This window comes from Vibrio sp. CCUG 15886 (genome assembly GCF_028570825.1).
Lineage (GTDB): Bacteria > Pseudomonadota > Gammaproteobacteria > Enterobacterales > Vibrionaceae > Vibrio > Vibrio vulnificus_B.
Window position 1 is genome coordinate 79,166 of the sequence record NZ_JAQQBT010000009.1, and the last position, 22,037, is coordinate 101,202.

The following is a 22,037-nucleotide window of genomic DNA, read 5'->3' on the forward strand; positions in this document are numbered from 1 at the left end:
ATGTCTGCCACGCAACCGTGAGCGAGTAAGAGAAGTAGTGATAATGAAAAAGTGGCTAATAACCAGTGGTTTAGTACTAACTACCTTTGCATCATTGCCATCGGCAGCGATGACGAAGCGTTATATTGCCACCCCGCAGCAATCACAATGGGAAATGGTGATGAATTCACCGCTGGAATGCCGTTTGGTGCATCCGATCCCTAACTACGGTGATGCGGAATTCTCTTCACGCGCAAGTAAAAAAATTGTGTTGGACTTTGAGCTAAAAATGCGTCGACCTATGGGCGAAACACGCAATGTGAGTTTGATTTCGATGCCGCCTCCATGGCGACCAGGAGAAAATGCCGACCGCATTACTAATATTAAGTTCTTTCAACAGTTTAATGGTTATGTTGGTGGACAAACGGCATGGGGCATTCTGTCTGAGTTAGAGAAAGGGCGTTATCCGACGTTTAGTTATCAAGATTGGCAAAGCCGTGACCAAAGAATTGAAGTTGCGCTATCTGCCGTTTTGTTCCAGCAAAAATACAACGTATTTAGCGATTGTGTCGCCAATCTGTTGCCTTACAGCTTTGAAGATATTTCGTTCACTATTCTGCATTATGAACGCAATGGGGATAAACTCACCAAGGCATCACAAAAGCGCTTGTCGCAGATTGCTGAATACGTGCGCTACAACTCTGATATTGATTTGGTGTTGGTTTCGACTTACACCGATTCCACCGATGGTACTAGCGTGAGCCAAAACTTATCGGAGCGTAGAGCGGAATCGTTGAGAGATTACTTCAAAGCACTAGGACTGCCGGAAGATCGTATCCAAGTTCAAGGTTATGGTAAACGCCGCCCAATTGCAGACAACGCAACGCCTATTGGTAAAGATAAAAACCGCCGCGTTGTCATTTCACTGGGGCGAAGTGAAGTTTAGTTGAGTTTGAACTTTGCGATGATTTCGCAATGGGTAGCCGTGTCAATCTTCTCCACCAGCTGCGCGATCTTTGGGTTTGGGTGGCGCTTTAAAAAATCGAACAACGCTTTTTTGCAGCATCCAATAGACTCGATAAAACTTTCACATTGGTGGTGAGGGCACTGAGGAATTAAGGTCAGCACCTTTTCCGAGGCCAGTTGCAGATATTTTAGCTCATAGTCGGTGTCACCCGCCCAGCGCCAAAATTGTGCCAAGTTGTGGCACGAGATCACGGATATCAGTAATTTGTCGTCAGCTTCTACCGTTGAGGAAGCAATGATGTCTTCGCTCAAATTGTAGGCTTGTTGATAGTGCAAAATACTACGAATTGGATCGTCAAGTTGCAGCGCGGTATCGGCGAGCAACGTGTGTTTTTCCCATTCACTGATCATGTGCTTATCCCAGTTAGCAAAATTGGGATTAATCTAAATGAAAATTATTATCATGTAAAGTTTCATGATTAAGATCAAAAGAGGAGGCTTTAGCCTCCTCGTTGCTATTCCGCCATATTGACGTGGCGATTAGCCTTCTAAACCTGCTGATGCTTGTTTGTTTTGGATCAGCTCAATCATATAGCCATCAGGATCTTTCACAAAGGCGATGTGGGTTGTGCCGCCTTTTACTGGGCCAGGTTCGCGAGTCACATTACCGCCAGCGGCTTTGATGGCATCGCAAGTAACATAAATGTCGTCGACGCCAATCGCGATGTGACCAAATGCACTGCCAAGGTCGTACTCCGTTTTACCCCAGTTGTAAGTTAACTCGATGACTGCGCCTTGTGATTCGTCACCGTAACCTAGAAACGCCAAAGTATATTCATACTCTTTGTTTTCATTGGTACGAAGCAATTGCATGCCCATAACTTCGGTGTAGAACTGAATCGATTTATCTAAATTACCCACACGCAACATAGTGTGAAGAATGCGACCATTTGACATTGTTATGCTCCTTACAGATAGAGATTAATTCTCTGGGTAGACTTTTTCTTTAAATTCGCACAGGTCTTCAATGATGCAACTGCCACAGCGAGGCTTGCGTGCAATACAGGTGTAGCGTCCATGCAAAATCAACCAGTGGTGGACATCGAGTTTAAACTCTTTTGGTACCACTTTAAGTAACTTCTGCTCGACTTCATCCACGTTTTTGCCTGGGGCAAACTTTGTGCGATTGGAAACGCGGTAAATATGGGTATCGACAGCGATGGTTGGCCAGCCAAAGGCGGTGTTGAGCACCACATTGGCGGTTTTGCGCCCAACCCCGGGCAGTGCTTCAAGAGCGTCTCGGTCTTCAGGGACTTCACCGTTGTGTTTTTCGAGCAGAATGCGACACGTTTTGATGGTGTTTTCCGCTTTGGAATTAAACAGGCCAATGGTCTTAATGTACTCTTTCAGACCTTCCACCCCAAGATCCAACATCGCTTGAGGGGTGTTGGCGACTGGGAACAGTTTGTCTGTGGCTTTATTGACACTGACATCCGTTGCTTGTGCTGATAACAAAACCGCTATCAGCAGCTCAAAAGGGGAGTTCCAATTGAGTTCGGTTTGTGGGTTGGGGTTGTTTTCTCGTAATCGTTCGAGAATTTGTATGCGTTTGTCTTTATTCATTGCTGACTTCCTGTTGTTCTAGGCTCATGGGCACTCTAGCGGTGCATATTTTGATGAGCCTAGACAGTGACTTACGCGTTAGTCACGCGAGCGCGTTCAATCGCGGGTTTTTCTTGTTTAGGTTGGCGAGCTTTCAACTGTGTATCGATGACATTTTTCAACGCGATAAGCAAGCCGACACCAATAAATGCCCCAGGCGGTAACAGTGCCAGTAGGAAGCTACTGTCAAATTGGAATACCTGAATCCGCAGTGCGCTCGCCCATTCACCCAGCAGAAGATCCGCGCCATCGAAAAGGGTACCGTTGCCGATGATTTCGCGCATTGCGCCGAGAACGACGAGCACGGTGGTCATACCCATGCCCATCCAAAAGCCATCTAATGCCGCAGGCAAAGGATCATTTTTTGATGCGTACGCTTCAGCACGGCCGATGATGATGCAGTTGGTCACAATCAAAGGAATGAAAATGCCCAATGATAGGTACAAGCCATAGGCGTAGGCGTTCATCAGTAATTGAACGCACGTGACCAGTGAGGCAATGATCATAACGAATACCGGAATACGAATTTCTTTTGGTACGTAGTTACGAATCAGAGAAACAGTGACGTTGGAGCCAACGAGAACCAATAATGTTGCTATGCCGAGACCAAGTGCGTTGGTGACGGTTGACGATACCGCCAGTAGCGGACACAGACCAAGTAGCTGGACCAGTGCAGGGTTGTTGTCCCACATGCCATTTTTAAGTAATTTTTTATGCTCACTCATAGTGGCCTCCACAGTTAAGTGGTTGATTCAGAATCTGTTCACGATGGGTATTGACGAACTCAACGGTGTTGCGCACCGCTTTAACAACCGCACGAGGTGTAATGGTCGCGCCGGTAAACTGGTCAAATTCTCCACCATCTTTACGCACTTTCCAACTGTTATAGTTGCCATCGTTTAACTGTTTTCCGGTGAAACTGGTGATCCAATCTGTCACTCTAAGGTCGATCTTGTCGCCTAACCCTGGAGTTTCTTGATGGCTAAGTACGCGCGTGCCAAGCACGGTACCGCTGGTATCGATACCCGTAATGATCTTAATGGCACCGTTGTAGCCATCTGGTGCTATGGACTCAATAGCAATGGCGGTGGCTTGGCCATTACGTGTAGCAATATAGGCTGGCATCGCCTTATCGGAGCCTAGCGCGGAATCGCTCACCAATGTACAAGATTCAAACAATAAGTTGTCATGTGCACTTTGCGGGATAACTTGATTAAGGACCGAAGAGAGCTGCTTTTGCTCCTGAAGTGTGATTTGGTCCTTAGTTAAATATTGCGTCATGGCCACTAGCCCTGTGGTAGCACAGGCAAATATTGCTAGTGTTAAACCGTTTTTTCGTATTGCGTTTAACATTTCATTTCCTGCCTTTTAGTGCCCGTACGTTCTTGGTTTGGTGTAGTAATCGATCAAAGGTACACACATGTTGGCCAATAACACTGCAAATGCCACACCGTCTGGGAAGCCTCCCCAGCTACGTATGATAAAGACGAGAGTACCGATGATCGCCCCAAAGAGGATACGCCCCTTTATTGTTGTTGAAGCGGATACGGGATCCGTTGCAATAAAGAATGCGCCAAGCATCGTCGCACCGGAAAGGAGATGAAACAGTGGTGATGCCGTTTCACCAGGGAAGAACAGGGAGAAAAAGCTGCTCATCACAAGCAACGCACCTAAAAATCCGACAGGAATATGCCATTGGATAACGCGTTGCTTGAGCAAAATCAGACCACCCGCCAAGTAGGCAAGGTTAACCCATTGCCAGCCCACACCGGCAAAACCTTCAAAAATAGGTTGGCTGAGAATTTCTGACGATGTCGCTCCGCTGTGCAGACCAGTTTTGAAAGCATCAAGCGGCGTTGCTGTGGTAATGCCATCGATGCCTGCACGAACTTGTTGCAGAGAAGAACCATCGATAGTGAGTCCGGTAAAGATCAGGGAAAGAAGATCCCCGAATGTCACTGGATCTTTGGCCACTTCGTGTCCGGCTTCAATCAGAGGTAGAGGAGCACTCCAACTGGTCATTTGCACTGGGAAGGAAATCAGCAGTACCACATAAGCAATCATGGCAGGGTTGAACGGGTTTTGCCCTAGGCCACCATAGAGATGCTTTGCAATCACGATCGCAAACAAAAGGCCAATCGTGATGATCCACCAAGGTGCCATTGGGGGGATGGCGACGGCCAGTAACCAAGCGGTGACCAGAGCACTATGATCGCGTAGCGCTCGCATTGGTGGACGTTTTCTGAATAGCATCACGAGTGCTTCTAAAGATAACGCGATGGTGATTGCCAAAATGAGTTGAACTAATGTGCCCCAACCAAAAAAGTAGGTTTGTGCCAACAATCCGGGTAATGCACATAGTGCTACCCATTTCATTAAATCTGGGGTGCTTTTGCGACTGTGGGCGTGTGGTGAGCTCGCAATAAAAAACGACATTACTCGTTCTCCTCAGTATTTTGTTTTTGTTCTGCTTGTTGAGCTTTACGCGCTTTGGCACGAGCAATCGCCGCAGCGACGGCCGCTTTCTTCGGATCGTCTTCTGCTGGTTGCGATTCTTCGCGGTTTTGCTCAGGTGCAGGTTCGTCTGTTTGCTGCGCTTTTCGTGCTTTGGCACGAGCAATCGCCGCAGCGACTGCCGCTTTCTTAGGATCGTCCTCTGCTGGTTGCGATTCTTCGCGGTTTTGCTCAGGTGCAGGCTCGCTTGTTTGCTGCGCTTTTCGTGCTTTGGCACGAGCAATCGCCGCAGCGACTGCCGCTTTCTTAGGATCGTCTTCTGCTGCTTGCGATTCTTCGCGGTTTTGCTCAGGTGTAGATTCGTCTGTTTGCTGCGCTTTTCGTGCTTTGGCACGGGCAATCGCCGCGGCGACGGCCGCTTTCTTAGGATCGTTTTCTGCTGCTTGCGATTCTTCGCGGTTTTGCTCAGGTGCAGGTTCGTCTGTTTGCTGCGCTTTTCGTGCTTTGGCACGGGCAATCGCCGCGGCGACGGCCGCTTTCTTAGGATCGTCTTCTGCTGCTTGCGATTCTTCGCGGTTTTGCTCAGGTGCCGACTCGTCTGTTTGCTGCACTTTTCGTGCTTTGGCACGGGCAATCGCCGCGGCGACGGCCGCTTTCTTAGGATCGTCTTCTGCTGGTTGCGATTCTTCGCGGTTTTGCTCAGGTGCCGACTCGTCTGTTTGCTGCGCTTTTCGTGCTTTGGCACGGGCAATCGCTGCAGCAACAGCGGCTTTCTTATCTTCAGGTTCATCCGCCGATGATTCGGATGAAGCAAGTGGTGGTTGCTGCGCTTTTTTCGCTTTTGCTCTTGCAATGGCGGCGGCAACGGCAGATTTTTTATCCCCTTGCTCTTCAGAGTCTGGGGTTTTAGATTGCTCTTTCTCTGCTTTGCGCTCGCGAGCAAGACGCTTACGTTCTTCGCGGAGCTTCACCATTTCTGAATTGTCTGGTTCAGACGAACCGGAGTCAGCTGCAGCGGCTTGTTTGGCTTTTGCTTTGGCAATGGCTGCAGCAACTGCCGGTTTAACGCTTGGTGTTTGCTCGCTATCTTGAGTTTTTTGCGCTTTAACACGAGCGATAGCGGCGGCAATGGCGTCGTCGCCTCCCGTGGATTTCATTTCCTTACGGCGATCTTCCGCGGCTTTCTTAAAGCGATTCTCGCGTTCTTCTTTCTCGCGCTCCATGCGCGCTTTTTTCTCTTCAAAGCGCAGTTTGGCACGTTCTGCTGCGTCAGCTTCTTGAGCGCGCGTCCGAATTTCGGCTTTGGCTTGACGATAATAGCCGACAAGTGGGATTTCACTTGGGCACACAAAGGCACAAGCGCCACATTCGATACAATCTTTTAAGTTTAGCTCTTCACACTTGTCGAACTCTTCGGCTTTAGCGTGCCATTGTAGCTGCTGAGGAAGCAGTGAAGCAGGACAAGCTTCAGCGCATGCGCCGCAGCGAATACATTCCATTTCGTAACCCGCAGGAGAAATCTCTTTGCGGGTTGGAGCCAAAATACAGTTGGACGTTTTGGTGATCGGAACGTTTGCATGAGGCAGGCTAAAGCCCATCATCGGACCGCCCATGATCAAACGTGGCAACTTTTTGTCTGCTTGGTAGCCAAATTGTTCTAATAAAGCATGGACTGGTGTGCCCAGCGGTACCCAAACGTTACATGGTGTCTCGAAGGTGTTGCCCGTTAAGGTGACGACTCGATTGACCATTGGTTCGCCGTCCATTACCGCGCGCTTAATCGCGTACAGCGATCCGACATTTTGAACAAGGATACCAATATCCGCAGGAATACCGCCCGCGGGAACTTCTTTATTTGTCAGAACCTTAATCAGCTGCTTTTCGCCACCAGAGGGGTACTTGGTGGGGATAACGCGAATAACGATGTCTCTATTTTGTGCGGCGGATTCAAGGGCTTTAATTGCTTCGGGTTTGTTATCTTCAATTCCGATGATGGTTAGTTTAGGCTGCAAAATGTGTTCTACAATTTCGATACCTTGTAGAACCTCTTCCGCGTGTTCTTGCAAAAGCTTGTCGTCTGCGGTGATGTACGGTTCACATTCTGCCGCGTTGACAATCAAAATTTCTGTTCGGCCTAAGCCAGATTGGATTTTTTTCGCGGTCGGAAAGCCTGCGCCTCCCATTCCGGAAATGCCCGCCATGCGAATCACATCCAAAAGATAGTCACTGCTTTGTTGTGAATAATCGATGACAGGTTGTTTTTCACACCAAGTATCTTGGCCATCTGGCGTGATGACCACACACATTTCGCTCAAACCAGAAGGGTGCGCCACTGTGCGTGTTTCAATAGCTGTTATGGTTCCGGAAGTCGAGGCGTGAATTGGAAGTGTAAAACCGGCATTCGATTGGGTGAGCAATTGCCCTTTTAAGACGTGATCGCCTACGTTGACCAAGATGTTTCCCGGTTTGCCGATGTGTTGTTTGAGCGGTAACACAATCTCATTGGCTAGCGCTGCGTGCACCAAAGGCTGCTGGTTTGACTGGCGTTTGTTTTCCGCAGGATGAACACCACCTGGAAAATCCCAAAGCGCGCCTGTACGAATTTGTTCAATTAAAGACAACATCTTCTTTGCCCTTTAGTTATTCTGATCTCTGCTGGTGGCAGAGTTAGGGTTAGCTTCGGAAATATTGACCACAGGTATAGCATTAAGCTGCCACTTCCATGTTTCCGTGGTTGTCTCCAGAGGAATCATTTCAATACAGTCTGTCGGGCAAGGAGCCACGCATAAATCGCAGCCCGTACATTCATCTTTAATGACCGTATGTAGAGCTTTGGTTCCACCAACAATAGCATCGACCGGACAGGCTTGGATGCACTTGGTGCAACCAATACACATGTCTTCGTGGATAAACGCGACTTTTTTAACTTTGCCTTCGAGATCATGGGCGGATTCTTCCGCTTCAACGCCCATAAGATCGGCCAGTTTCTCAATGGTCGCTTGGCCTCCTGGTGGGCACTTATTGATGCTGTCTCCATTCGCGATGGCTTCTGCGTAAGGACGGCAACCAGGATAGCCACACTGACCACATTGCGTTTGTGGCAATATGGCATCGATTTGATCCACGATTGGATCCGCTTCGACTTTAAAGCGAATTGAGGCAAAACCAAGGATAGCGCCAAATAGCGTAGCCAGCAGTGCAATGGCTAGCACGGCAATCATGATGGTTGTCATCTTATTTCACCAACCCTGTAAAGCCCATAAACGCTAGAGACATTAATCCTGCTGTAATCATCGCAATGGAAGCCCCTTTAAAAGGCGCAGGCACATCCGCTGCAGAAATGCGCTCACGCATCGAAGCAAACAGAATCAGTACCAAAGAAAAACCAACCGCTGCACCAAAACCATAGATGATGGATTCAACAAACGAGTGGTTTTCATTGATATTCAGTAGAGCAACCCCCAACACGGCACAGTTGGTGGTAATCAAAGGTAGAAAAATACCCAGCAGACGATAGAGGGTTGGGCTGGTCTTGTGAACCACCATTTCCGTAAACTGGACCACCACCGCAATCACCAAAATAAAGCTCATGGTTCGTAGGTATTCGATGTGCAATGGCTCAAGAATGTAGCTTTCAACAAGATAAGCGCACACGGAAGCCATAGTAAGGACAAAGGTCGTTGCCAAGCCCATACCAATTGCGGTTTCCAATTTTTTTGACACGCCCATGAAGGGACACAATCCGAGAAACTTCACCAGTACAAAGTTGTTTACGAGGACGGTGCCAATCAACAACAAAATATATTCGGTCATAATTATTACGTTCTGCAAATCCGATCCCGATATTATCGTGCTTTGTCCGGGTAATAACAACCAATGAAAGGTAAGGTTTTGAGTAGCTGACGGAATTTTATACGTGGTAAACGATTGACTTAAGGTCGTGCGAGATGTTTAGGCTGGGAAATATAAAAAAACGCCACATCCGAAGGTGTGGCGTTTTTTAGAATTTGGCTCCTCCTGCTGGGCTCGAACCAGCGACCTGCGGATTAACAGTCCGTCGCTCTACCGACTGAGCTAAGGAGGAATTGCTTCACTTAAAAGCGTGACGCATGTTACTCAGCAGGTTTGGGTGTGTCAATAATAATAATGAGACAAATTGCCAAGAAACTGTAAAAAAAGTGCTTTACTTTTCTGCACCCCTTTTCTTTATTGGCCTGCCTTTACTTATCCACCAAATTTGTGGATAAGTGTGTTAGTGAAACTTGAGCAAAATAAAAACAGATACGAATTAGAGCAAGTACCCAATTGCTTTAAAGTATGGTGTTTCTTTTTAAATTTTGAATTTGAAAGGTTTTTATTAGGAATTGGTATTTCTAGAGCTTGTGGATAATTTTCTTGATTTAGGCTGGAATGAAAGAAAAAAACAAAAAGTGGGGAAAAGATGTGGATGACAAAAACGTCATTTTTGCAGATGGAGCAATGATTGGGCGGAGGAGGATATCAGAGTTGAAATTGATAAGCCAGAAAAATGTCATGAAATGGTTAACTCTCTTCAACAATAAAAAGTGGTCACTGTCGCCTGATTCGCTTGGCTGACTAAAAGGTGTGGTGTATGCCTAAATTGCAACTGTTCTTATGAAGGTTGGGAGTGTATATTTATACAGTTTTTACGTTGTGCTGTAGTGAGAGGGAAAATGAGCAAACTTTACGATCTGGTTTCTGACTATGCGCCATCGGGAGATCAACCAACGGCGATCAAACAACTGACAGAAGGGTTAGATGCTGGCTTGGCTCACCAAACCTTACTTGGGGTGACGGGATCCGGTAAAACATTTACTTTGGCGAATGTGATTGCTCAAGCACAACGTCCTGCAATTCTGCTCGCGCCAAACAAAACTCTTGCCGCCCAACTTTACGGCGAGATGAAAGCGTTTTTCCCCAATAACGCGGTCGAATATTTTGTCTCTTACTACGATTATTACCAACCTGAAGCCTATGTGCCAACCACCGACACCTTTATAGAGAAGGACTCATCGGTCAACGCTCATATTGAACAAATGCGTTTATCGGCCACCAAAGCGTTATTGGAGCGAAAAGACGCTATTATCGTCGCCTCTGTTTCGGCTATTTATGGTTTGGGTGATCCCGAGGCCTACCTGCAAATGATGTTGCATATACGCCGTGGTGATGTGATGGATCAACGCGACATACTGCGCCGTTTGGCTGAGCTGCAATATAGCCGTAACGATATTGCTTTTGAACGAGGCCAATTTCGCGTGCGCGGAGAGGTGATCGACGTTTTTCCGGCTGAATCGGACCAAGATGCGGTGCGCATCGAGATGTTTGATGATGAGATCGACTGCATCAGTGTGTTTGATCCACTGACCGGAGTGGTCAAACAACGCGATTTACCCCGCTTTACTATTTACCCTAAGACTCACTACGTCACACCTCGAGAGCGTATTCTGCAGGCGATTGAAAACATCAAACAAGAGCTGCGTGAGCGACAAACTTACTTGCGTGACAACAATAAATTGTTGGAAGAGCAACGTATTAGTCAGCGTACCCAATTCGATATTGAAATGATGAATGAGCTGGGATTCTGCTCTGGCATCGAAAACTACTCGCGTTACCTCAGCGGTCGAGCGGAAGGTGAGCCGCCTCCAACGTTATTTGACTACTTACCACACGACGGTTTGTTGATCATTGATGAATCTCACGTGACAGTGCCACAAATTGGCGCAATGTATAAAGGTGACCGCTCACGGAAAGAGACCTTGGTTGAATATGGTTTCCGTTTGCCTTCAGCATTGGACAATCGACCATTGAAATTTGAAGAGTTCGAAGCGCTTGCGCCACAAACTATTTTCGTTTCAGCCACTCCGGGTAATTACGAACTAGAGAAAAGTGCGGGCGAAATTGCTGACCAAGTGGTACGTCCGACCGGATTGCTCGATCCCGTACTGGAAGTGCGACCAGTGGCGACTCAAGTGGATGATCTGCTTTCTGAGATCCGCATTCGCGCAGTGAAAGATGAACGCGTGTTAGTGACAACACTGACCAAACGTATGGCGGAAGATCTAACTGAATACTTGCATGAGCACGATGTGAAAGTGCGTTACCTACACTCTGATATCGACACGGTTGAACGAGTGGAGATCATTCGTGACTTGAGGCTAGGGGAGTTCGATGTGTTGGTGGGGATTAACTTGTTACGCGAGGGCCTCGACATGCCCGAAGTGTCTTTGGTTGCGATTCTCGATGCTGATAAAGAAGGCTTTTTACGTTCAGAGCGCTCATTGATTCAGACCATTGGCCGTGCAGCCCGTAACCTCCATGGTAAAGCGATCTTGTATGCAGACTCCATCACCAAATCGATGAAGAAAGCGATGGATGAAACGGAACGACGCCGTGAGAAACAGCAAGCGTACAATGAAAAGATGGGCATTCAGCCTCAAGCCTTGAAGCGTAATATCAAAGATATTATGGAGCTGGGCGATATTACGAAATCTCGCAAGCAGAAAGTGAGCAAAACAGTGCCATTGTCGAAAGTGGCTGAACCATCACTGTCCTATAATGTGTTGACGCCACAACAACTGGAAAAAGAAATCACAAAACTGGAAGCGCAAATGTACAAACACGCTCAGGATTTGGAATTTGAGTTAGCCGCGCAGAAACGTGATGAAATTGAAAAGTTGCGTCAGCAGTTTATTGCTAACAGCTAACCAGAGTGTGGTGAATTAGCGCTTGAAATGAACAAAAAAAAGCCAACAGTCATTTCACTATTGGCTATCAATTGTGAACACTAGGTTCACTAACAACGTCAGTTGGCTAGGTGACCCGAGGGGTCACTTTCGTTTTTGCATTGTTTGTGCCAGTTTTAACGCCGCTAAGTGATGATTATTTACCGTTAAAAGTGAATATTTGCCATTGTTATTTGCAAAATGCATCGCGCAATGCGATTATTATCCAAAACACAAATGATAATTGGCTAGATTATGCAACAAATAACGACAACGAAACAGCGCTACTTGCTGATGGTAGAAGACACCGCTTCTGTCGCAGCCCTCTATCGCTCCTATCTCATGCCATTGGGTATCGATATCAATATCGTGGGGACTGGGCGTGACGCGATAGACAGTCTAAAACATCGCATTCCAGATCTTATTCTGCTGGATTTACGTCTACCGGACATGACGGGAATGGACGTATTGCATGCAGTGAAAGCAAGTCACCCTGATGTTCCTATCATTTTCATGACCGCACACGGCTCGATCGATACTGCCGTTGAAGCTATGCGACATGGGTCTCAGGATTTTCTTATCAAGCCATGCGAAGCGGATCGCTTGAGGGTCACGGTAAACAACGCTATCCGCAAAGCGAGCAAATTGAAGAATGATGCGGACAGTGCAGGCAGCCAAAATTATCAAGGCTTTATCGGCAGTAGCCAAAAAATGCAGCAGGTTTATCGCACTATTGACTCCGCGGCGAGCAGTAAAGCAAGCATCTTTATCACAGGTGAAAGTGGTACAGGTAAAGAGGTGTGCGCAGAAGCCATTCATGCGGCCAGTCGACGTGGAGACAAGCCATTTATCGCGATTAACTGTGCAGCGATCCCCAAGGATTTGATTGAAAGCGAGCTATTTGGTCATGTCAAAGGTGCGTTTACCGGCGCTGCGACCGATCGCCAAGGGGCGGCAGAGCTCGCTGATGGGGGCACACTTTTCCTGGATGAGCTGTGTGAAATGGACTTGGATCTGCAAACAAAATTGCTGCGTTTTATCCAAACGGGTACTTTCCAAAAAGTAGGCTCTTCAAAAATGAAGAGTGTTGACGTGCGTTTTGTGTGCGCGACAAACCGAGATCCCTGGAAAGAGGTACAAGAAGGGCGCTTTCGTGAAGATTTGTACTACCGACTTTATGTGATTCCACTGCACTTGCCACCACTTCGTGAACGTGGAGAGGATGTCATCGAGATCGCTTACTCGTTACTGGGTTACATGTCACATGAGGAAGGGAAAAACTTTGTTCGTTTCTCTCAACCTGTGATAGATAGATTTAACGAATATGAGTGGCCAGGTAATGTGCGTCAGTTACAAAATGTGCTGCGTAATGTCGTGGTTCTTAACAACGGTAAAGAGATTACCATGGAGATGCTGCCGCCTCCTTTGAACCAGCCCTTTGAACGCAAAGAAAGTGTGCAGCCTGATCTGAGTGAGTTGATTTCCGTCAGGGATATTTGTCCATTGTGGTTGACAGAGAAACTGGCGATTGAACAAGCGATCAAAGCGTGTGATGGTAACATTCCGAGAGCCGCCGGCTATCTGGATGTCAGCCCGTCAACGATTTATCGCAAGTTACAGGCGTGGAACGAAAAAGAAGAAAAACAGAAAGCATAATGGAATTACTAAATCAGAAGAAAATTGCCTCGTTGACAGAGGAAATAGGCGCCGACAATGTCCCCGTGTTGTTGGAGATATTTTTGAGCGAGCTTGAGAGCTATTTAAAGGTTCTGTGCGATGCTACCTACAGTGACAAGCTCGTCTATCTCAAAGACATCAGTCATGCCTTAAAAAGCAGTGCTGCCAGTTTTGGTGCGGATGCACTGTGTCATTTTGCCGTCGAGATCGACACGCGAGCAAAAGAAGGGGATGCCTTGGATGAAACGCAAGATGTGGTAGCAATGATTGACCGCCTGCATCAAACCCAGCAGGCTTACCTCTCCTGGCAGGCAAACGGCTTCTGAAATAACGGCTCGTAGATACGAGCCGTTTTACTATCAAAATACAAGGGACTTACTGAGTCCTACTTGCTGAGTTCTAAGTAATGCTTCGTATGCTCAATCGCTATTCGGTGAGCTGCTGTTCTATGGCGAGGCGTAATTTTTTACGGTCATGACGCCAATCGCGATTGGCGGAAGCCAAGGATTGGGTGACGAAGTGCCATTGATCTTTCAATTCTGGGTGTTCGGTATCTCCGAGCACCACATCAATTTTTCTGCCTTGGCAGGCGCGCTCGCACCATTCCAATTTCTGCTCAAAGCTCATTCTGCCTGCTGGGCCAAACTCTGGGCTTAGGTTTGCGACAAAGATCAATTTGGCTTTGGTGTTTTTGGCAATCGCTTTGCCAAGTTCAGGCAGCAACAATGGCGGCATAATGCTGGTTAGAAAACTGCCGGGGCCAAGGATGATGGCATCGGCCTCTTCAAGGGCGGTAACAGCTTCTTTGGTGGCCGGCACTTCTGGGGAGAGATCTAAGCGGCGCAAATCCGTTTCCATTTCATCCACATTTGTCTCACCGGTTACCCAGCGTCCATCTGTCGAAAGGGCGGTGAGATCGGAGGGATGTTCGGACATTGGTAAAATATTGACTTCGACTTTCAATAAATCTCGAACCAGATTGATGGCATCTAAAGGGCGGACAGAAAGGTTATCTAGGGCCGTCAACATTAGGTTACCAAGGTTGTGTCCATCCAATTCACCGCTTCCTTTAAAACGGTATTCGAACATCATCGAGCTGATTGAAGGTTCGGTGATCAACTGATTGATGCAGTTGCGTGTGTCCCCCCACGCAATGCCCCCTTGGCAGTGGCGGATGCGACCAGTTGAACCACCATTATCGGTAGTGGCGACGATGCCTGTCGCGTTACTGCCAAAATCCTTGAGTGCAGCCAACATCCTTCCTAGACCGTGACCTCCGCCAACGGCAACAACTTTTTTGGAAGCGTATATGTTCATTCTCTTCTTCTTATTTTTTCATAACCAACTACAATTTAGAGTATCCCGTTAATATCAGGTACTCACAAGGTGGTAAATTGTGGCTTTAGTGAGGTTTTTCTCGTTTAGAGCTAGATTCCGCTACAAATATTAAGTATTTTATCGAGCAAAGCTACCACTTGAACGAACAAGTTCAAGGGTTGCCATAACTCCGAGCTTAACTTGCTAAGTTATTTTATTTCAATGATGGAATGATAAGCAGCTTAAGCCAGTGACATGATGTCACAAGGGCGTAATTGGAAATGACTACGCCTCCCGTGTTTGGAAAGGTGTTCCGTGGCGCAACAATTCGAAGATAGATTCCACCGCAAATTCTATTACTTGCGTTTGTCTGTGACGGACGTGTGTAATTTCAAATGTACCTATTGTCTGCCTGATGGTTACCAACCTTCGGGGCAGAAAAACTCGTCTTTTTTAAACCTCTCTGAAATCCGTCGAGTCGTTAAGGCTTTTGCTGACTGTGGCACAAGTAAAGTGCGTATTACTGGCGGAGAGCCAAGTCTGCGTAAAGATTTTACTGACATTATCCACACGGTCGCGTCAACTCAAGGCATTAAGCGAGTTGCCACTACCACCAATGGCTATCGAATGGAAAAGCATATTGGAGAATGGAAAGAAGCAGGTTTAAACCAAATTAATGTCAGCGTGGATAGCCTTGAACCACGTATGTTCCATCAAATTACTGGTGAGAATAAATTTCACCAAGTGATGTCGGGGATTGATCGCGCGTTCGAAGTGGGTTTTGAACAAGTGAAAGTCAACGTTGTGTTGATGAAAGATCTCAACCACAACGAGTTACCTGCTTTTTTGCACTGGATTAAGCATCGCTCCATCCAATTGCGTTTTATCGAACTGATGCAAACGGGTGAGATGGATACTTTATTCCAACAACATCATGTCTCCGGTGTGGCGATTCGCAATCATCTGATCGCAAATGGCTGGTTACTGAAAGTGAAGGCGGCTAATGATGGCCCTGCGCAAGTGTTCGTTCACCCTGATTATCAAGGTGAGATTGGTTTGATCATGCCTTACGAAAAAGACTTTTGTGCGAGCTGTAACCGCTTACGAGTTTCTGCAAAAGGCAAATTGCATTTGTGTCTATTTGGTGACCGAGGCGTCGAGCTTCGCGACCTGCTGCAACAAGACGATCAAGAGTCTGATCTCATTGCCCGAATTCAGTCGGAGTTACAGACTAAATCTGTCAGCCATTTCTTAAACGAAGGTCAGACGGGCATGACGCCGCACTTAGCATCTATTGGCGGCTAATACAGAACAAAGAATACCTCTCAGGCGGTCACGATGATGACCACCGATAACGCTATTAACTCAAGAGAAAAGGTGAACATATGGGTCACGCTGAAAGTAAATTCCAACCAGCGAATATCGCTGTTCTAACTGTTTCTGATACGCGCACGGAAGAAAATGATACATCTGGTGCGTACCTCGTTGAAAATGCAAAAGAAGCAGGCCACAACGTGGTCGACAAACAAATTGTCATCGATGACATGTACAAGATTCGCGCGATCGTCTCTCAATGGATCGCAGATGAAAACGTGCAAGCGATTATGATCACTGGTGGTACCGGATTCACTTCTCGCGACAGTACTCCTGAAGCTCTAAAACCGCTTTTTGATAAAGAGGTTGAAGGTTTTGGTGAGTTGTTCCGTTTGGTTTCTTATGAAGAAATTGGCACTTCGACGATTCAATCTCGCGCGATTGCCGGTTTTGCAAATCATACAGTGATTTTTGCTATGCCTGGCTCAACGGGGGCTTGTCGTACGGGTTGGACTAAAATCATCAAGCAACAATTGGATGCGAGCCATCGTCCTTGCAACTTTATGCCTCACCTGAGCGTATAAAGGAGAGCCCATGAGCCAGTTTACTCACATCAACGCCTCTGGCGAAGCAAACATGGTGGATGTATCTGCCAAAGCTGAAACGGTACGCGAAGCACGTGCGGAAGCGTTTGTGCATATGGCACCAGAGACATTACAGCTTATTGTTTCTGGTCAGCATCACAAAGGGGATGTGTTTGCCACGGCGAGAATCGCAGGCATACAAGCGGCGAAGAAAACTTGGGATTTGATCCCATTGTGTCATCCGTTATTGCTTTCAAAAGTTGAAGTGCAGCTAGAAGCGATCGAAGCGGAGAATAAAGTGCGTATCGAATCGGTTTGTAAGCTGGCAGGCAAAACGGGTGTAGAGATGGAAGCCTTGACGGCAGCGTCGGTCGCGGCACTGACAATTTACGATATGTGTAAAGCAGTGCAGAAAGACATGGTGATAGGCCCCGTGCGTTTGCTAGAGAAAACGGGTGGTAAGTCTGGACACTTTAAGGTGGAAGCATGATTAAGGTTTTATTCTTTGCTCAAACCCGTGAGCTGGTGGGTGTGGATTCAGTCGATGTTGAGGCAAACTTCGACACCGTTGAATCGCTTCGAGCACATTTAGCAGAGCAAGATGGTAAGTGGTCACTTGCTTTAGAGGCGGGGAAATTGCTTGCTGCAGTCAATCAGTCGATTGTTCCACTGGAAACAACACTGCAAGATGGTGACGAAGTGGCCTTTTTCCCTCCTGTGACAGGGGGGTAGCGTGGATAATCGTATCTCAGTTCAAGTCGAAGATTTCGACATCGCAGCAGAATATGCGTGGTTGTCACAGGGGAGCGCGGCAGGCGCTGTCGTGACTTTTGTTGGCAAGGTGAGAGACATGAACTTGGGCGATAATGTCACGGGCCTAAGTTTGGAGCATTATCCAGGTATGACGGAAAAAGCGCTGGGTGAGATTTGTGATCAAGCCGAGCAGAGATGGCCGTTGCTGAATGTCCGTGTTATCCATCGAGTTGGCGACCTCAATATCGGTGATCAAATCGTGTATGTTGGGGTGTCGAGTGCACATCGCGGTGCGGCGTTTGAGGCTTGTGAGTTCATTATGGATTATCTCAAGACCAAAGCGCCTTTCTGGAAAAAAGAACGTACAACTGAAACGACTCGATGGGTTGAGTCTAGAGAGTCTGATGCCCAAGCGGCTGAGCGTTGGCAATCATAGCGGTTTCCGCTATACGCTAAATTTGTGATTCAAAGCGATGGTTCGACCCATCGCTTTTGTTATTTTGCTGTGACAAAGCAGTTTGTTGTGACCGAACAAACGCTCTAACAATTTTTCCTTCTTCAATTTCCGTTCGGTGAGTCTCTTCACACTCTTCAATTTTCTGACAATACAATTCCCACAATTCGTTAGACGTCATGTGTCGTAAATGTTAATTTTTGGCTAATTATCTAGCACAAGATGCTGGTATGTGGTTATTTTTTAGATTTATTGGCACTTATAGCTATGGCTGATTGGTCTGGTAAATGAAAATAACCATAAGAAATTAATATACTGGCATAAGGTGCTATTTTCGTGGCGTTCAGTCAGGATTATTGAGTTTTTTGCTACATTTTTATGGCAAATTACTTCAATGATTGCTAATGTGTGCCGCAATCTTTGCAATGCTTTTAGTTGTTTTGTTTTCTAAAACGCAGCTAAAAAGTTCTAAAACACTGCCGTTCTGGTGTTTTGGCAAAGAAGTCATGGATGCAAATATAAAACTTGGAGTTTATGCATGTATAAGAACAAAATCACCCAAGCACTTCTTCTTGGTGCTGGTCTAACACTCGCAACTACCTCTCTTTCTGCTCTTGCCGCAGACGTACCAGCTGGAACTAAATTAGCAGCAAAACAAGAACTCGTTCGTGGTAACGGTACTGAGGTTGCTACCATCGACCCGCACAAATCTCAAGGCGTGCCAGAGTCACATGTGATTCGTGACCTATTGGAAGGTCTAGTAAACCAAGATGCAGACGGCAACACCATTCCTGGTGTCGCAACGAGCTGGGAAACGACGGACAACAAGACCTTTACTTTCCACCTACGTAAAGATGCAAAATGGTCTAACGGCGACCCTGTTACCGCGCAAGATTTCGTATACAGCTGGCAACGTGCTGTCGATCCAGCAACAGCATCGCCATACTCTTGGTACATGGAATACACCAAGATGAAAAACGCGAAAGACATCGTTGCAGGGAAGAAAGACAAGTCTGAGCTTGGTGTAAAAGCGGCTGACGATTACACGCTAGTGATTGAGCTTGAAACGGCGGTTCCTTACTTTGTGATGATGACTGGCCACACCACCATGAAACCAGTACACAAAGCAACGGTAGAGAAGTTTGGTGATCAATGGACTAAGCCAGAAAACTTCGTCGGTAACGGTGCGTTTGTTGTAGACAAATGGGTTGTTAACGAACGTTTAGAAATGGTTCGTAACACCAAGTACTGGGATGACTCTAAGACAGTGATCAACAAAGTCACTTTCCTACCAATCGAAAACGCGGTTGCAGAAATGAACCGTTTCCTTTCGGGTGAAATTGACTTTACATCAACTCTACCAACTGAACACTTCAAGCGTCTGAAAAAAGAACACCCAGAATCGGTTTCTGTTGAAGGCAGCCTATGTACTTACTACTATTCTTTCAACACGAAGAAAAAGCCGTTTGATGACGTACGTGTACGTAAAGCGATCTCTTACGCGATTGACCGTGACATCGTAGCAAACGCGATCTTAGGTCAGGGTCAGAAGCCTGCGTATTTCCTAACGCCAGAGATCACTGCAAACTTCAACCCAGAACTTCCTGAGTACGGTAAAATGTCTCAGAAAGAGCGTAACGCAGAAGCGGCTCGCCTACTTGAAGAAGCGGGTTACGGCAAAGGCAACCCTCTGAAGTTTACTTTGCTTTACAACACCAACGAAAACCACAAGAAGATCGCCGTTGCGCTCGGTTCTATGTGGAAGAAAACACTTGGTCTAGATGTTAATCTTGAAAACCAAGAGTGGAAAACTTACCTATCTACTAAAGATCAAGGTGATTTCGAAGTGGCACGCGCCGGTTGGTGTGGCGACTACAACGAAGCATCTTCGTTCCTAACTCTGATGGTGAGCGCGAATACAACGGGTGGTCAGCACTGGGGTAATGCAGAGTATGATGCTCTGATCGACAAAGCGCTGAAGTCAACATCTGAAGCAGAGCGTACTGCGCTGTACTTGGATGCTGAAAATCTGATGGCAAAAGATATGCCTATCGCACCAATCTACCAATATGTACGTTCGCGTCTACTAAATCCACGTGTTGGTGGTTTCCCATCAAACAACGCGGAAGAGAAGATCTACTCAAAAGATCTCTACATCATCGCGAAGTAATCACCTAAGCTGATAACTATAAAAATAGAGACACTGCATGTGGTATAGCCGCATGCAGCGTCTAATTTCATTTAAACTGTCACAGACTGAAAGAGTGAGTTTATGCTTAAATTCATCATTAAAAGGATCTTTGAGGCGATTCCAACCATGTTGGTTTTGATCACCGTATCTTTCTTTCTTATGCGTTTCGCACCAGGTAACCCATTTTCAAGTGAGAAGCCACTTCCACCTGAAGTTATGGCCAATATCGAAGCCAAATATGGCCTAGATAAGCCGGTGATCGAACAATACACCACTTACTTATTTAACGTTATTCAGGGCGATTTTGGCCCGTCGTTTAAATACCTTGACTATTCAGTAAACGAATTGATTTCCGTTGCGTTGCCGGTATCGGCGAAAGTTGGTTTCATTGCGTTTATCTTTACCGTTATTCTCGGGGTCACAGTCGGGACCATTGCCGCGCTCAAACATAATACTTGGGTGGATTACACCATTATGTCTACGGCCATGATTGGTGTGGTTATGCCATCGTTTGTGTTAGCTCCCGCGCTGATCTATCTCTTTGCGCTGCATTGGGATCTGTTCCCGGCAGGCGGTTGGTATGATGGAGGTCTGAAGTATCTTGTCCTACCGGTTATCGGTATGTCGCTGCTTTATGTTGCGACCTTCGCACGTATCACTCGTGGTTCGATGATCGAAACGCTCAACAGTAACTTTATTCGTACAGCTCGGGCGAAAGGGTTGAGCTACCCTTACATCATCGTAAAGCACGCACTCAAACCTGCTATGTTGCCTGTGGTTTCTTACATGGGTCCTGCGTTTGTCGGCATTATTACCGGCTCTGTTGTTATCGAAACCATCTTTGGTCTACCAGGTATTGGTAAGCTATTTGTTAACGCCGCATTTAACCGTGACTATTCGCTGGTTATGGGCGTAACGATTCTGATCGGTTTCTTGTTTATTCTGTTCAACGCCATTGTAGATATTCTGTTGGCGATGATTGATCCGAAAATTCGCTACTAACAGGGACGTATATGGTTATGTTGACGAAAAAAGAGAATCTGGAAGCGCTTGAGAAGTTTTCAGAAAACCTAGAAATTGAAGGCCGCAGCTTATGGCAAGATGCCCGCATTCGCTTTATGCGCAACAAAGCTGCGATGGTGAGTTTGTTTATCCTTATGGTGATGACACTTGCTGTCATTTTCCTACCAATGCTAGCACCTTTCACTTTTGATGATACTGACTGGTATGCCATGCACGTTGGACCAAATGCTGAGCATTGGTTTGGTACGGATAGTTTAGGCCGAGATTTGTACGTCCGTACCTTGATTGGTGGTCGTATCTCACTAATGGTGGGTGTGCTCGGCGCATTGGTCGCGGTTACGATCGGTACGCTCTACGGCGCGGCCTCAGGTTTTATTGGTGGCCGTACTGACCGTATTATGATGCGTATTCTTGAAATCCTTTACGCAGTGCCTTTCATGTTCCTTGTTATCGTACTGGTGACATTCTTCGGCCGTAACATTGTGCTTATCTTCGTGGCTATCGGTGCTATTGCTTGGTTGGATATGGCACGTATTGTGCGTGGTCAAACACTGAGCTTACGTAGCAAAGAGTTTATCGAAGCCGCCCACGTTTGTGGTGTGAGCAAGTGGAAGATCATCACTCGCCACATTGTGCCAAACGTACTTGGCATTGTTGCGGTTTACTCAACACTATTGATTCCGAGCATGATTCTGACTGAATCTTTCCTTTCATTCCTTGGTCTTGGGGTTCAAGAGCCAATGACAAGTTGGGGCGCACTTCTACAAGAAGGCTCTCAAACAATGGAAGTGGCTATTTGGCAGTTGGCTTTCCCAGCCCTGTTCATGGTTGTCACTCTATTCTGTTTCAACTACGTCGGTGATGGCTTGCGCGATGCGCTGGATCCAAAAGACAGATAATTAGAACGATAAGATTAAGGA

The 22,037-nt window shown here is 46.7% G+C and carries 23 protein-coding genes, 1 tRNA gene and 1 riboswitch; of the genes, 13 read left to right on the top strand and 11 right to left on the bottom strand.

The window, feature by feature from the left end; genetic code table 11:
• The first annotated feature begins 43 nt into the window (after nucleotides 1-43).
• Nucleotides 44-925 (top strand): flagellar protein MotY, encoded by an 882-nt coding sequence (motY, locus tag PQQ36_RS15900; RefSeq protein ID WP_026050796.1) that lies wholly within the window; start codon nucleotides 44-46, stop codon nucleotides 923-925.
• On the opposite strand, the gene PQQ36_RS15905 is transcribed toward motY, so the two are convergent.
• The 10 genes from PQQ36_RS15905 to PQQ36_RS15950 form a co-directional block, all read right to left on the bottom strand.
• Nucleotides 922-1,356, bottom strand: a complete 435-nt coding sequence (locus tag PQQ36_RS15905) for a DUF2753 domain-containing protein (protein WP_011080903.1) — start codon at nucleotides 1,354-1,356, stop codon at nucleotides 922-924. The two genes, motY and PQQ36_RS15905, sit on opposite strands and share 4 nt — an antisense overlap.
• A 129-nt stretch (nucleotides 1,357-1,485) precedes the next feature.
• Entirely contained in the window at nucleotides 1,486-1,902 is a 417-nt protein-coding gene (gloA, locus tag PQQ36_RS15910; RefSeq protein WP_011080902.1) for a lactoylglutathione lyase, read from the bottom strand.
• 24 nt (nucleotides 1,903-1,926) lie between these two features.
• Nucleotides 1,927-2,568 (bottom strand): endonuclease III, encoded by a 642-nt coding sequence (nth, locus tag PQQ36_RS15915; RefSeq protein ID WP_011080901.1) that lies wholly within the window; start codon nucleotides 2,566-2,568, stop codon nucleotides 1,927-1,929.
• A 71-nt stretch (nucleotides 2,569-2,639) separates the two neighbouring features.
• Nucleotides 2,640-3,332: an electron transport complex subunit E gene (locus PQQ36_RS15920; RefSeq protein ID WP_011080900.1), complete on the bottom strand. Its 693-nt coding sequence runs from the start codon at nucleotides 3,330-3,332 to the stop codon at nucleotides 2,640-2,642.
• Nucleotides 3,325-3,960 carry an electron transport complex subunit RsxG gene (gene rsxG, locus PQQ36_RS15925; RefSeq protein ID WP_118893854.1) on the bottom strand — a complete coding sequence of 212 codons (636 nt, stop codon included), beginning with the start codon at nucleotides 3,958-3,960 and terminating at the stop codon, nucleotides 3,325-3,327. Before rsxG ends, PQQ36_RS15920 begins: the two co-directional genes overlap by 8 nt.
• 15 nt (nucleotides 3,961-3,975) lie before the next feature.
• Nucleotides 3,976-5,043: an electron transport complex subunit RsxD gene (gene rsxD, locus PQQ36_RS15930; protein ID WP_011080898.1), complete on the bottom strand. Its 1,068-nt coding sequence runs from the start codon at nucleotides 5,041-5,043 to the stop codon at nucleotides 3,976-3,978.
• Nucleotides 5,043-7,685 (bottom strand): electron transport complex subunit RsxC, encoded by a 2,643-nt coding sequence (rsxC, locus tag PQQ36_RS15935; RefSeq protein WP_225470949.1) that lies wholly within the window; start codon nucleotides 7,683-7,685, stop codon nucleotides 5,043-5,045. Before rsxC ends, rsxD begins: the two co-directional genes overlap by 1 nt.
• Before the next feature lie 12 nt (nucleotides 7,686-7,697).
• A complete protein-coding gene (gene rsxB, locus PQQ36_RS15940; protein WP_011080896.1) occupies nucleotides 7,698-8,294 on the bottom strand; it encodes an electron transport complex subunit RsxB in 597 nt (198 codons plus the stop codon).
• Between the two features lies 1 nt (nucleotide 8,295).
• On the bottom strand, nucleotides 8,296-8,874 hold the full coding sequence (gene rsxA, locus PQQ36_RS15945) for an electron transport complex subunit RsxA (protein WP_011080895.1): 579 nt from the start codon (nucleotides 8,872-8,874) through the stop codon (nucleotides 8,296-8,298).
• Nucleotides 8,875-9,069: 195 nt separating this feature from the next.
• Nucleotides 9,070-9,145, bottom strand: a tRNA-Asn gene (locus tag PQQ36_RS15950).
• 326 nt (nucleotides 9,146-9,471) lie between these two features.
• Here PQQ36_RS15950 and PQQ36_RS15955 point away from each other — a divergent pair.
• The 4 genes from PQQ36_RS15955 (at nucleotide 9,472) to luxU (ending at nucleotide 13,807) form a co-directional block, all read left to right on the top strand.
• Entirely contained in the window at nucleotides 9,472-9,657 is a 186-nt protein-coding gene (locus PQQ36_RS15955) for a hypothetical protein (RefSeq protein WP_011080894.1), read from the top strand.
• Between the two features lie 98 nt (nucleotides 9,658-9,755).
• Nucleotides 9,756-11,786, top strand: coding sequence for an excinuclease ABC subunit UvrB (uvrB, locus tag PQQ36_RS15960; RefSeq protein ID WP_011080893.1), 2,031 nt, complete (start codon nucleotides 9,756-9,758; stop codon nucleotides 11,784-11,786).
• Between the two features lie 273 nt (nucleotides 11,787-12,059).
• Entirely contained in the window at nucleotides 12,060-13,460 is a 1,401-nt protein-coding gene (luxO, locus tag PQQ36_RS15965; RefSeq protein ID WP_011149911.1) for a quorum-sensing sigma-54 dependent transcriptional regulator LuxO, read from the top strand.
• Nucleotides 13,460-13,807, top strand: a complete 348-nt coding sequence (gene luxU, locus PQQ36_RS15970) for a quorum-sensing phosphorelay protein LuxU (protein WP_011080891.1) — start codon at nucleotides 13,460-13,462, stop codon at nucleotides 13,805-13,807. The genes luxO and luxU overlap by 1 nt, the downstream gene beginning before the upstream one ends.
• A gap of 100 nt (nucleotides 13,808-13,907) precedes the next feature.
• Here the strand turns inward: luxU and PQQ36_RS15975 are convergent, their stop codons facing one another.
• Nucleotides 13,908-14,798 (bottom strand): YvcK family protein, encoded by an 891-nt coding sequence (locus tag PQQ36_RS15975; RefSeq protein ID WP_011080890.1) that lies wholly within the window; start codon nucleotides 14,796-14,798, stop codon nucleotides 13,908-13,910.
• 176 nt (nucleotides 14,799-14,974) lie between these two features.
• Nucleotides 14,975-15,125, top strand: a riboswitch (molybdenum cofactor riboswitch).
• On the opposite strand from PQQ36_RS15975, the gene moaA reads away from it, so the two are divergent.
• The 8 genes from moaA (at nucleotide 15,114) to oppC (ending at nucleotide 22,016) form a co-directional block, all read left to right on the top strand.
• Nucleotides 15,114-16,103 (top strand): GTP 3',8-cyclase MoaA, encoded by a 990-nt coding sequence (gene moaA / locus PQQ36_RS15980; RefSeq protein WP_263189650.1) that lies wholly within the window; start codon nucleotides 15,114-15,116, stop codon nucleotides 16,101-16,103. (Overlaps the previous riboswitch by 12 nt.)
• 80 nt (nucleotides 16,104-16,183) lie before the next feature.
• The gene (gene moaB, locus PQQ36_RS15985; protein WP_011080888.1) at nucleotides 16,184-16,696 is read left to right on the top strand and encodes a molybdenum cofactor biosynthesis protein B; all 513 of its coding nucleotides are present in this window, start codon (nucleotides 16,184-16,186) and stop codon (nucleotides 16,694-16,696) included.
• A gap of 10 nt (nucleotides 16,697-16,706) precedes the next feature.
• Nucleotides 16,707-17,186 carry a cyclic pyranopterin monophosphate synthase MoaC gene (gene moaC / locus PQQ36_RS15990; protein ID WP_011149915.1) on the top strand — a complete coding sequence of 160 codons (480 nt, stop codon included), beginning with the start codon at nucleotides 16,707-16,709 and terminating at the stop codon, nucleotides 17,184-17,186.
• Nucleotides 17,183-17,428: a molybdopterin synthase sulfur carrier subunit gene (moaD, locus tag PQQ36_RS15995; RefSeq protein ID WP_263189651.1), complete on the top strand. Its 246-nt coding sequence runs from the start codon at nucleotides 17,183-17,185 to the stop codon at nucleotides 17,426-17,428. Before moaC ends, moaD begins: the two co-directional genes overlap by 4 nt.
• Nucleotide 17,429: 1 nt before the next feature.
• Nucleotides 17,430-17,885 carry a molybdopterin synthase catalytic subunit MoaE gene (gene moaE, locus PQQ36_RS16000; protein WP_011080885.1) on the top strand — a complete coding sequence of 152 codons (456 nt, stop codon included), beginning with the start codon at nucleotides 17,430-17,432 and terminating at the stop codon, nucleotides 17,883-17,885.
• A gap of 556 nt (nucleotides 17,886-18,441) precedes the next feature.
• Nucleotides 18,442-20,073 carry an ABC transporter substrate-binding protein gene (locus PQQ36_RS16005; protein ID WP_011080884.1) on the top strand — a complete coding sequence of 544 codons (1,632 nt, stop codon included), beginning with the start codon at nucleotides 18,442-18,444 and terminating at the stop codon, nucleotides 20,071-20,073.
• A 102-nt stretch (nucleotides 20,074-20,175) separates the two neighbouring features.
• Nucleotides 20,176-21,096 (top strand): oligopeptide ABC transporter permease OppB, encoded by a 921-nt coding sequence (oppB, locus tag PQQ36_RS16010; RefSeq protein ID WP_273661784.1) that lies wholly within the window; start codon nucleotides 20,176-20,178, stop codon nucleotides 21,094-21,096.
• 17 nt (nucleotides 21,097-21,113) lie between these two features.
• Nucleotides 21,114-22,016 (top strand): oligopeptide ABC transporter permease OppC, encoded by a 903-nt coding sequence (oppC, locus tag PQQ36_RS16015; protein ID WP_013572108.1) that lies wholly within the window; start codon nucleotides 21,114-21,116, stop codon nucleotides 22,014-22,016.
• Nucleotides 22,017-22,037: the final 21 nt, after the last annotated feature.

Coding starts and splice junctions, on each gene's coding strand:
- rsxG (WP_118893854.1), bottom strand. CDS start 3,960: ATGTTAAACGCAATACGAAAAAACGGTTTAACACTAGCAATATTTGCC.
- rsxA (WP_011080895.1), bottom strand. CDS start 8,874: ATGACCGAATATATTTTGTTGTTGATTGGCACCGTCCTCGTAAACAAC.
- motY (WP_026050796.1), top strand. CDS start 44: ATGAAAAAGTGGCTAATAACCAGTGGTTTAGTACTAACTACCTTTGCA.
- luxO (WP_011149911.1), top strand. CDS start 12,060: ATGCAACAAATAACGACAACGAAACAGCGCTACTTGCTGATGGTAGAA.
- PQQ36_RS15955 (WP_011080894.1), top strand. CDS start 9,472: ATGAAAGAAAAAAACAAAAAGTGGGGAAAAGATGTGGATGACAAAAAC.
- nth (WP_011080901.1), bottom strand. CDS start 2,568: ATGAATAAAGACAAACGCATACAAATTCTCGAACGATTACGAGAAAAC.
- PQQ36_RS16005 (WP_011080884.1), top strand. CDS start 18,442: ATGTATAAGAACAAAATCACCCAAGCACTTCTTCTTGGTGCTGGTCTA.
- PQQ36_RS15905 (WP_011080903.1), bottom strand. CDS start 1,356: ATGATCAGTGAATGGGAAAAACACACGTTGCTCGCCGATACCGCGCTG.
- PQQ36_RS15920 (WP_011080900.1), bottom strand. CDS start 3,332: ATGAGTGAGCATAAAAAATTACTTAAAAATGGCATGTGGGACAACAAC.
- rsxC (WP_225470949.1), bottom strand. CDS start 7,685: ATGTTGTCTTTAATTGAACAAATTCGTACAGGCGCGCTTTGGGATTTT.
- rsxB (WP_011080896.1), bottom strand. CDS start 8,294: ATGACAACCATCATGATTGCCGTGCTAGCCATTGCACTGCTGGCTACG.
- rsxD (WP_011080898.1), bottom strand. CDS start 5,043: ATGTCGTTTTTTATTGCGAGCTCACCACACGCCCACAGTCGCAAAAGC.
- uvrB (WP_011080893.1), top strand. CDS start 9,756: ATGAGCAAACTTTACGATCTGGTTTCTGACTATGCGCCATCGGGAGAT.
- moaB (WP_011080888.1), top strand. CDS start 16,184: ATGGGTCACGCTGAAAGTAAATTCCAACCAGCGAATATCGCTGTTCTA.
- oppB (WP_273661784.1), top strand. CDS start 20,176: ATGCTTAAATTCATCATTAAAAGGATCTTTGAGGCGATTCCAACCATG.
- luxU (WP_011080891.1), top strand. CDS start 13,460: ATGGAATTACTAAATCAGAAGAAAATTGCCTCGTTGACAGAGGAAATA.
- gloA (WP_011080902.1), bottom strand. CDS start 1,902: ATGTCAAATGGTCGCATTCTTCACACTATGTTGCGTGTGGGTAATTTA.
- oppC (WP_013572108.1), top strand. CDS start 21,114: ATGTTGACGAAAAAAGAGAATCTGGAAGCGCTTGAGAAGTTTTCAGAA.
- moaD (WP_263189651.1), top strand. CDS start 17,183: ATGATTAAGGTTTTATTCTTTGCTCAAACCCGTGAGCTGGTGGGTGTG.
- moaC (WP_011149915.1), top strand. CDS start 16,707: ATGAGCCAGTTTACTCACATCAACGCCTCTGGCGAAGCAAACATGGTG.
- PQQ36_RS15975 (WP_011080890.1), bottom strand. CDS start 14,798: ATGAACATATACGCTTCCAAAAAAGTTGTTGCCGTTGGCGGAGGTCAC.